Annotated in this window: 6 protein-coding genes; 3 read left to right on the forward strand and 3 right to left on the reverse strand. The window is 68.7% G+C overall.

Annotated elements, in window-relative coordinates:
• Window position 1: 1 nt before the first annotated feature.
• The 3 genes from EV278_RS22585 to EV278_RS22595 are packed head-to-tail and all read right to left on the reverse strand — an operon-like array spanning window position 2 to window position 4,961.
• Window positions 2–436, reverse strand: a complete 435-nt coding sequence (locus EV278_RS22585; RefSeq protein ID WP_132096275.1) for a PaaI family thioesterase — start codon at window positions 434–436, stop codon at window positions 2–4.
• Window positions 433–4,056, reverse strand: coding sequence for an ABC transporter permease subunit (locus EV278_RS22590; protein ID WP_132096277.1), 3,624 nt, complete (start codon window positions 4,054–4,056; stop codon window positions 433–435). The genes EV278_RS22585 and EV278_RS22590 overlap by 4 nt, the downstream gene beginning before the upstream one ends.
• A gap of 26 nt (window positions 4,057–4,082) precedes the next feature.
• Complete coding sequence (locus EV278_RS22595) at window positions 4,083–4,961, reverse strand: ABC transporter ATP-binding protein (RefSeq protein ID WP_132096279.1); 879 nt, start codon at window positions 4,959–4,961, stop codon at window positions 4,083–4,085.
• 190 nt (window positions 4,962–5,151) lie between these two features.
• Here EV278_RS22595 and EV278_RS22600 point away from each other — a divergent pair, with 190 nt between their 5' ends.
• Genes EV278_RS22600 through EV278_RS22610 form a run of 3 tightly spaced genes read left to right on the forward strand, consistent with a single transcriptional unit; the run spans window position 5,152 to window position 7,098 of the window.
• Entirely contained in the window at window positions 5,152–5,829 is a 678-nt protein-coding gene (locus tag EV278_RS22600) for a fumarylacetoacetate hydrolase family protein (RefSeq protein WP_132096281.1), read from the forward strand.
• 8 nt (window positions 5,830–5,837) lie between these two features.
• Window positions 5,838–6,479 carry a maleylacetoacetate isomerase gene (gene maiA, locus EV278_RS22605; protein WP_132096282.1) on the forward strand — a complete coding sequence of 214 codons (642 nt, stop codon included), beginning with the start codon at window positions 5,838–5,840 and terminating at the stop codon, window positions 6,477–6,479.
• Entirely contained in the window at window positions 6,472–7,098 is a 627-nt protein-coding gene (locus tag EV278_RS22610) for a carbonic anhydrase (RefSeq protein WP_132096283.1), read from the forward strand. The genes maiA and EV278_RS22610 overlap by 8 nt, the downstream gene beginning before the upstream one ends.
• Window positions 7,099–7,218 lie beyond the last annotated feature (120 nt).

Consider the following 7,218-nt stretch of genomic DNA (forward strand, 5'->3'; position numbering starts at 1 on the left):
GTCAGGGAATCGCGTAGGCGACCGTCGCCTTGGCGGCGGCTCGCTCGCGCGATTCCGACCAGACCAGCACCTCGACCGTCGCGATCCGGCGGCCCAGCTTCAGCAGCGTTCCCTCGGCATGGAGGTCGCCCGGCCTGGCGCCGCGCAGGAAGTGGATGGTCAGGGACGCGGTCACCGCCATGGCCACCTCGCCGATATGGGCCAGGACCAGGGCGTAGGCCGCGACGTCGGCCAGGCCCATCTGGGCCGGTCCGGAGATCAGACCGCCCGGCCGCAGGGTCCGGCTGGCGAAGGCCTGCCGCACCAGCACCCGGCCAGGCTCGGCCTCTAGCACCTCCGGAACGTGCGTCTCGGCCTCTGGGAAGGCCTTGGCCAGGAAGGCGTTCAGCGCCGCCGCGTCGAGCCTCAGCGTCGCGGGGTCGGGCGCGGCGCTCACCGCAATTCGACCCTGGCGGTATTGTCGTCGCCGTTGCGGTCGATGACCATGTTGTAGGGATCCACCCCCGCCGCCTTGGGGAGGACCTTGGTCACGAAGGTCAGGGTCTGGGTCCCCGAGCGGATCGTCCGCCGCTCGAACGCCACGACCTTGTCGGCGCCGAAGCCCTTCTTGCCGGGCTCCAGGGTGAACAGGCCGATGTCCATCGGCTCGCTCATCGGCGCCTCGCTCTCCTGCCCGCGGCCCTGGGCGTAGAGTTTCTTGGCCTGCACGGTCAGGGTGACGTCGTAGCGGCCGTCGGGCCGCTTGCGGGCCGTGGCCATGGTGGTCTTCAGGTCATAGAGGGTGATCTTCTCGAACAGGTCGGTGATCAGCGCCTGCTTGTCGGCCGGGGCGTGGCGGCGCAGGGCGGCGACCAGCTCCAGGGTCGTCGGATAGGGCGGCCCCTTGAAGGCGTAGGTCGCCAGCATCTCGCGCAGGGCGGCGTTGACGTTGGCCTCGCCGATCTCGTCGGCCAGCCGGTACATCACCAGCGAGCCCTTGTTGTAATAGATGTAGGGCTGGCTCTCGACCTGGCGCAGCGGCAGTTCCTCGATCACCTCGCCGCCCCGGGCCCGCAGGTAGCGGTCCAGCTCGTACTTGAGGAACTTGCGGATCATCGGCTCGCCGTAGGTCTTCTTCATCACCATCAGGGCCGAGTACTGCGCCAGGGTCTCGGACAGGGCCGCGCCGCCCTGCTGGTCGGCGCCGATCAGCTGGTGGGCCCACCACTGGTGGGCGATCTCGTGGGCCCCGACATAGGTGACCATGTCGATCTTGGTCGGGTCGTCGTACTTGGACACGAAGCCCAGGTTCTCCGACCACGGAATGGTGTTGGCGAACGACTGGGCGAAGTTTTCGTAGGCCGGGAACTCCAGGTAGCGCAGCTGGCGGAACTGGTAGGGGCTGAAGTTGGCCTGGTCGTAGTCCAGCGACCGCTTCATCGAGCTGACCATCCGCTCGACGTTCCAGGCGTGGGCGGGGTTGTAGTAGACCGACAGCTGCACGCCCTTGTACGGCTCGGTCCGCACCGCGTAGCGGGCCGACTGGATCGAGAAGAAGTGCAGGATCGGGGCCTCGGTCACGAACCGCGCCGTGCGCCGGTCGCCGGCCTTGCCGACCGGGCCGCTCATGTCGGCCGACTCGCGCCAGGTGCGCTCCGACACCTTGTAGCCGGGGGCCATCGGCGTCTGGTCGGCGTCGGTGGTGACGGTGATGTCGGCGGTCACCCAGTCGCTGTCGCGGCGCAGGCCGTTGAACTGGCGCGAGGCGAGGTCGCCCAGCTTGGCCGGCCGCAGCTCGGGCGGCAGGCCGTACTTGCGCCGCTTGGTCCGGTCGGTCAGCAGGCCGCCCCGGTCCATGCCCAGGGACGGGGCCAGCTGCTGGTCGTTGATGAAGGTCCCGTTGTCGACCATGTGGGTGTCGGGGCCGCTGTTGGGGAAGCCCATGGCCACGCGGGCGGTGGTGAACGACATCGAGCGGCGCTCGCCCGGCTGCATCGGGGTGTCGAAGGCGAAGATGCGGTAGTTGAAGCGCTCGAAGGTCCGCTTGGGCCGGGCGCCCTCGATCGACAGGGCCAGCACCTTCAGGTCGCGGTCGAAGCGGACGTGGATCTCGCGCAGCGGCTTGTCGGTGCGGTTCTCGATCTCGTAGACGCCCTTGGTGTCGATGCGCGGGGCGCCGGGGTGGATGTCGACGTCCAGCTTGACGGCGGCGATCTTGGGCTGGGGCGTGGTCTCGAACGGCAGCAGGGCCTTTTCGTAGTCGGCCGTCCAGCGCTCGTTGCTGATCGTGGTGCGGTACTCGTTCCAGACGTTGGTGTTCATGTAGATGAAGGCGCCGACGCCGGCGAAGGTCAGCAGGGCGCCGGCGGCGATCAGGCCGGGCGGGCCCATCAGCCGGCGCGGCAGGGCGGCCAGGCGCGGCCACAGCCGGCTCTCGGTCCCGCGCCGCCACAGGACATGGCACAGCACCAGCAGCAACACCGCGAACGCCGCCCAGTAGAAGCGGAACCACCAGGCCCCAATCCAGAACCGGCTCAGGCCGTTGAAGTCGGAGATCGGCACGACCGGCGCGCCGTCATAGAGGTAGAGGTTGTGCTCCAGCCCCCAGCTGGAGGCGACGATGGTGCCGATGATGTAGAGCACCATCAGGCCCCAGCCGATGAACTTGTGCGGCGACAGCACCTGGATGAACACCGCCAGCGCCGCCAGCAGGACGCAGTCGGCGGCCTGGGGCAGCACCCACCAGACCAGGTAGTTGACCAGCTCCAGGTGGGTGTAGCCCTTGATCAGCTGGATGGTCACCGCCACGGCCACCCCGGCCAGGAAGGTCGACAGCAGCACCAGGCTGATGGCCAGGGTCTTGGGAACCACGAACGCCCAGTCGGGGATCGGGGTGACGTCGATCAGCTCGTGGGTCTTGCGGTCCTGCTCGCGCCAGACCAGCTCGCCGGCGTAGAACGAGGCGATGATCAGCGAGATGAACGGGAAGATGCCGTTCAGGGCCCGGATCATCGCCCGGGTCACCGGATAGATGGCGCCGCCATAGAGGCTGTCGTCGGCCACGCGCCACAGGTTGAAGATCGACAGGGCCGCGGCCAGGCCGACCAGCACCAGATAGGCCGGGCTGACGAACACCTGGCGGGCGTCCAGGCGCGTGCGGGCCCACAGCTGGGCCCAGCGGGACGGCGCATCGAAGGCCGGGACGCCATGGACGACCTCGGTCGGGCGCGGGGCCGCGGCGTCGCCCGGCTTGTCGCGCTTGACCCGGGTCGCGCCGTCGCCCTTGCGCAGGTCGAACAGCCAGTAGGCCGCGGCGATGATGACCAGGGAAACGCCGATCCAGATCAGGCGGTTGGCCAGCAGGTAGCCCGTCAGGGGCGGGACCTGAGTGTTGCGCTCGGCCGCCGTCCAGTAGCGCACCGCCAGGCCGTAGGCGCCGCCGCCCAGCGGCTCCCACAGCGCCGCCGCCTTCTCCAGGCCAGGCTGGCTGAGCATGGAGCTGCTGATGAAGGTGGCCACCATGAAGGCGATGACGCCGACATAGGTCCACATCATCGACCGGGTGACGGTGGTCACCGCGAAGAAGGTCGCGGAGGTCAGCAGCAGCGACGGCAGGGCCAGGACGAAATAGGCGAACAGATAGTGGTTCAGCACGAATGGGCCGACGCTGTCGGGATCGACCCACCACATCACCGCGCCCAGCGCCATGCCGGCGGGCGCGGCCAGGAACGACAGGGCCGTGGCCGCGAAGGCGCCGGCGAACCGGCCGTACAGATAGTCGAACTTGGTCAGCGGCGTGGAGCGCAGGATGCCGTCGAAGCCGGTGTCCTCGTCGCGCACGATGATGTTGGCCACGAAGGCGGCCGTGACGAACATGTAGACCAGGGCGAAGAACAGGTTGGCGTTGGCGATCACCGTCGCCGCGTTCTTGTGCACATTGGCCGTGGAGCCCAGCTGGACGATGTTCGGCGCGGCGACCGCGGCGAAGGCCAGCAGGAAGAAGATGATCACCCCGACCCAGAAGACGGGCTGGCGCGCCTGGTAGCGGAATTCGAAGGCGGCGACCTTTCCGAACATGCCCGCGCGCCCCGTCCTCATGCCCATCAGGCCGCGCACCGGGTGTCGGACAGGGTGGAGAAATAGACATCCTCCAGCCCGCCCTCGACCCGCTCGAAGCCGGCGCCGGGATCCTGGTCGGCGAGGACATGGATCACCGTGCGGCCGGCCAGCAGGCGGGTGGAGATCACCCGGTGGCGGGTCTTGGCGGCCTCGAGCTCGGCCTTGTCGATGACCTTCTTCCAGATGCGGCCCGACAGCTGGCGGACCAGGTCGGCGGGCGCGCCCTCCTTGACGATGCGGCCGTCGCAGATGATCGCCATGGCCGGGCAGAGGTCGGAGACGTCCTCGACGATGTGGGTCGACAGGATCACCACCACGTTCTCGCCGATCTCGGCCAGCAGGTTCAGGAAGCGGTTGCGTTCCTCGGGGTCCAGGCCGGCGGTGGGCTCGTCGACGATGATCAGGCGCGGATCGCCGATCAGGGCCTGGGCGATGCCGAACCGCTGGCGCATGCCGCCCGAGAAGCCGGCGATGGCCTTCTTGCGCACGTTCCAGAGATTGACCTGGTTGAGCAGGCTCTCGACGACGTCCTTGCGTTCCTTGGCCCCGGCGATCCCCTTCAGCACCGCCATGTGGTCCAGCATGTCGTAGGCCGACACCCGCGGATAGACGCCGAAGTCCTGCGGCAGGTAGCCCAGGATGCGGCGCAGCTGGTCGGGCGACTTGAGCACGTCGATGTCGCCAAAGCGGATATGGCCCGAGGTCGGCGACTGCAGGGTGGCCACCGTGCGCATCAGGGTCGACTTGCCCGCGCCGTTCGGACCCAGCAGGCCGTACATGCCGCGCGGGATCGTCAGGTTGACCTCATCGAGGGCCTTCACGCCGTTGGCGTAGACGTGAGTCAGGTTCTCGATGATCAGCATCGTCGGTCCGAGGCCCCTTCGACGTCGGCATGGCGGGTTTTCGCCACAATTGCCCAACCGTCATGCCTTGTCGCCGCCGGTGGGGGCAAGTGAAAGAACGTTTAGACGGGCATGATCGCCAGCGTGTTGCACGATCATGTCCTCACGAAGGTGACTTTTGGCGAAGCGGGTTTGGGTCTAATCAGGCGCCATGACGTCCTTCGCCTTTCCCCCGCCCGCCCAATCCACGGTTCCGGTCGATGGCGGCGACGCCGTCTTTCCGGTGCGCCGGATCCTCTGCGTCGGCCGCAACTACGCCGCCCACGCCCGCGAAATGGGGGCCGACACCCGTGATCCGCCGTTCTTCTTCGCCAAGCCGGCCGACGCGGTGATCGTCGGCGACCAGGTCCCCTACCCGGTCGCCACCCACGACCTGCACCACGAGATCGAGCTGGTGGTCGCCCTGAAGTCCGGCGGCGCCAATATCGCCGTCGAAGAGGCGATGGGCCACGTGTTCGGCTATGCAGTCGGGGTCGACCTGACCCGCCGCGACCTGCAGGCCGCCGCCAAGGCCAAGAGCCACCCCTGGGACGCCGCCAAGGGCTTCGACGCCAGCGCCCCGATCGGCGCCATCGTCCCGGCCGGCCGGGCCCGTCCCGACGGCGCGATCACCCTGTCGGTCAACGGCCAGCTTCGCCAGAGCGGCCAGATCGCCGCCATGATCTGGACCGTTCCGGAGATCATCGCCGAGGCCTCCAAGCTCTGGACCCTGGCGGCCGGCGACCTGATCTTCACCGGTACGCCCGAGGGCGTCGCCGCCCTCGGGCGGGGCGACCGGGTCGAGGGGACGATCGAGGGCGTCGGCGCGATCGCCTTCACCGTGGTCTGAGGCCGGCCATGCAGCTCACCCTCCACGGCGCCTGGCGGTCGAGCGCGGCCTACCGGGTGCGGATCGGCCTGAACCTCAAGGGCCTGGCCTACCAGACGGCCCCGCTGGACCTGGTCGCCAACCAGCACCAGGCGCCGGCCTTCGCCGCCCTGAACCCCCAGCGGCTGGTGCCGGCCCTGGAGGTCGACGGCCGGGTGCTGACCCAGAGCCTGGCGATCCTGGAATGGCTGGACGAGACCGTACCGCAGCCCGCCTTGCTGCCCGCCGATCCGTTCGACCGCGCCGTCGTGCGCTCGATGGCCCAGATCGTCGCCAGCGACATCCATCCGGTGAACAACCTGCGGATCCTGCGGGCCCTGACCGAGCTGGGCGTCGACGAGCCGGGCCGCGAGGCCTGGATCGGGCGCTGGATCACAGACGGTTTCGCGGCGCTGGAGCCGCTGATCGTCCGCCACGGCGGCGACTACGCCTTCGGCGACGCCCCGACCCTGGCCGACGGCTGCCTGGTCCCGCAGGTCTACAACGCCGAGCGGTTCAAGACCGACCTGGCGCCGTTCCCCGCCATTCGCGCCGTCGCCGAGCGCGCCCGCGCCCATCCGGCCTTCGCGGCCGCCCATCCCAACCAACAGCCGGACGCCATCCATGCTTGAAGACCTGAAGAGCAACAACCTGGCCTGGTCGCTGCGCAAGACCGAGGCCGACCCCCAGTTCTTCAAGCGCCTGGAGGGCCAGCAGAGCCCGGAATACCTGTGGATCGGCTGCAGCGACAGCCGGGTGCCGGCCAACGAGATCGTCGGCCTGGACCCGGGCGAGCTGTTCGTCCACCGCAACGTCGCCAACCTGGCCCCGCCGCAGGACGCCAACTATCTGAGCGTGCTGCAGTTCGCGGTCGACGTGCTGAAGGTCAAGCACATCATGGTCGTGGGCCACTATGGCTGCGGCGGCGTGGCGGCGGCCATCGACGGCCAGCGCCGCGGCCTGGTCGACCACTGGCTGCACCCGATCCGCGAGGTCCACGCCGAGCACAAGCACGAGCTGGAGGCGATCGGCGACGAGAAGTCGATGCTCAACCGCCTGTGCGAACTGAACGTCGCCCGCCAGGTGCGCAACGTCGCCGCCGACGTTTTCGTCCAGGACGCCTGGGCGCGCGGCCAGCAACTGTCGGTGCACGGCTGGGTCTACTCGCTGTCCAACGGCTTGGTGACAGACCTCGAGGTCGGGATTTCGAGCCTTGAGGATTATCAGAAGGCGCTCGCCGGACCTCGCTGAAGGTCCAGCGTCCTGGGCGCTCAGCGGCCTAGAGCGGGTTGAGGTTTAGCTGAATCGCGGGATTCCCAAATCAGCTGGCGTCTGATTCAAGATGCTGGCTGGGAAGGAGGCCAGCATGGA

The organism is Caulobacter sp. BK020, from assembly GCF_004342605.1.
Taxonomy (GTDB): Bacteria; Pseudomonadota; Alphaproteobacteria; order Caulobacterales; family Caulobacteraceae; genus Caulobacter.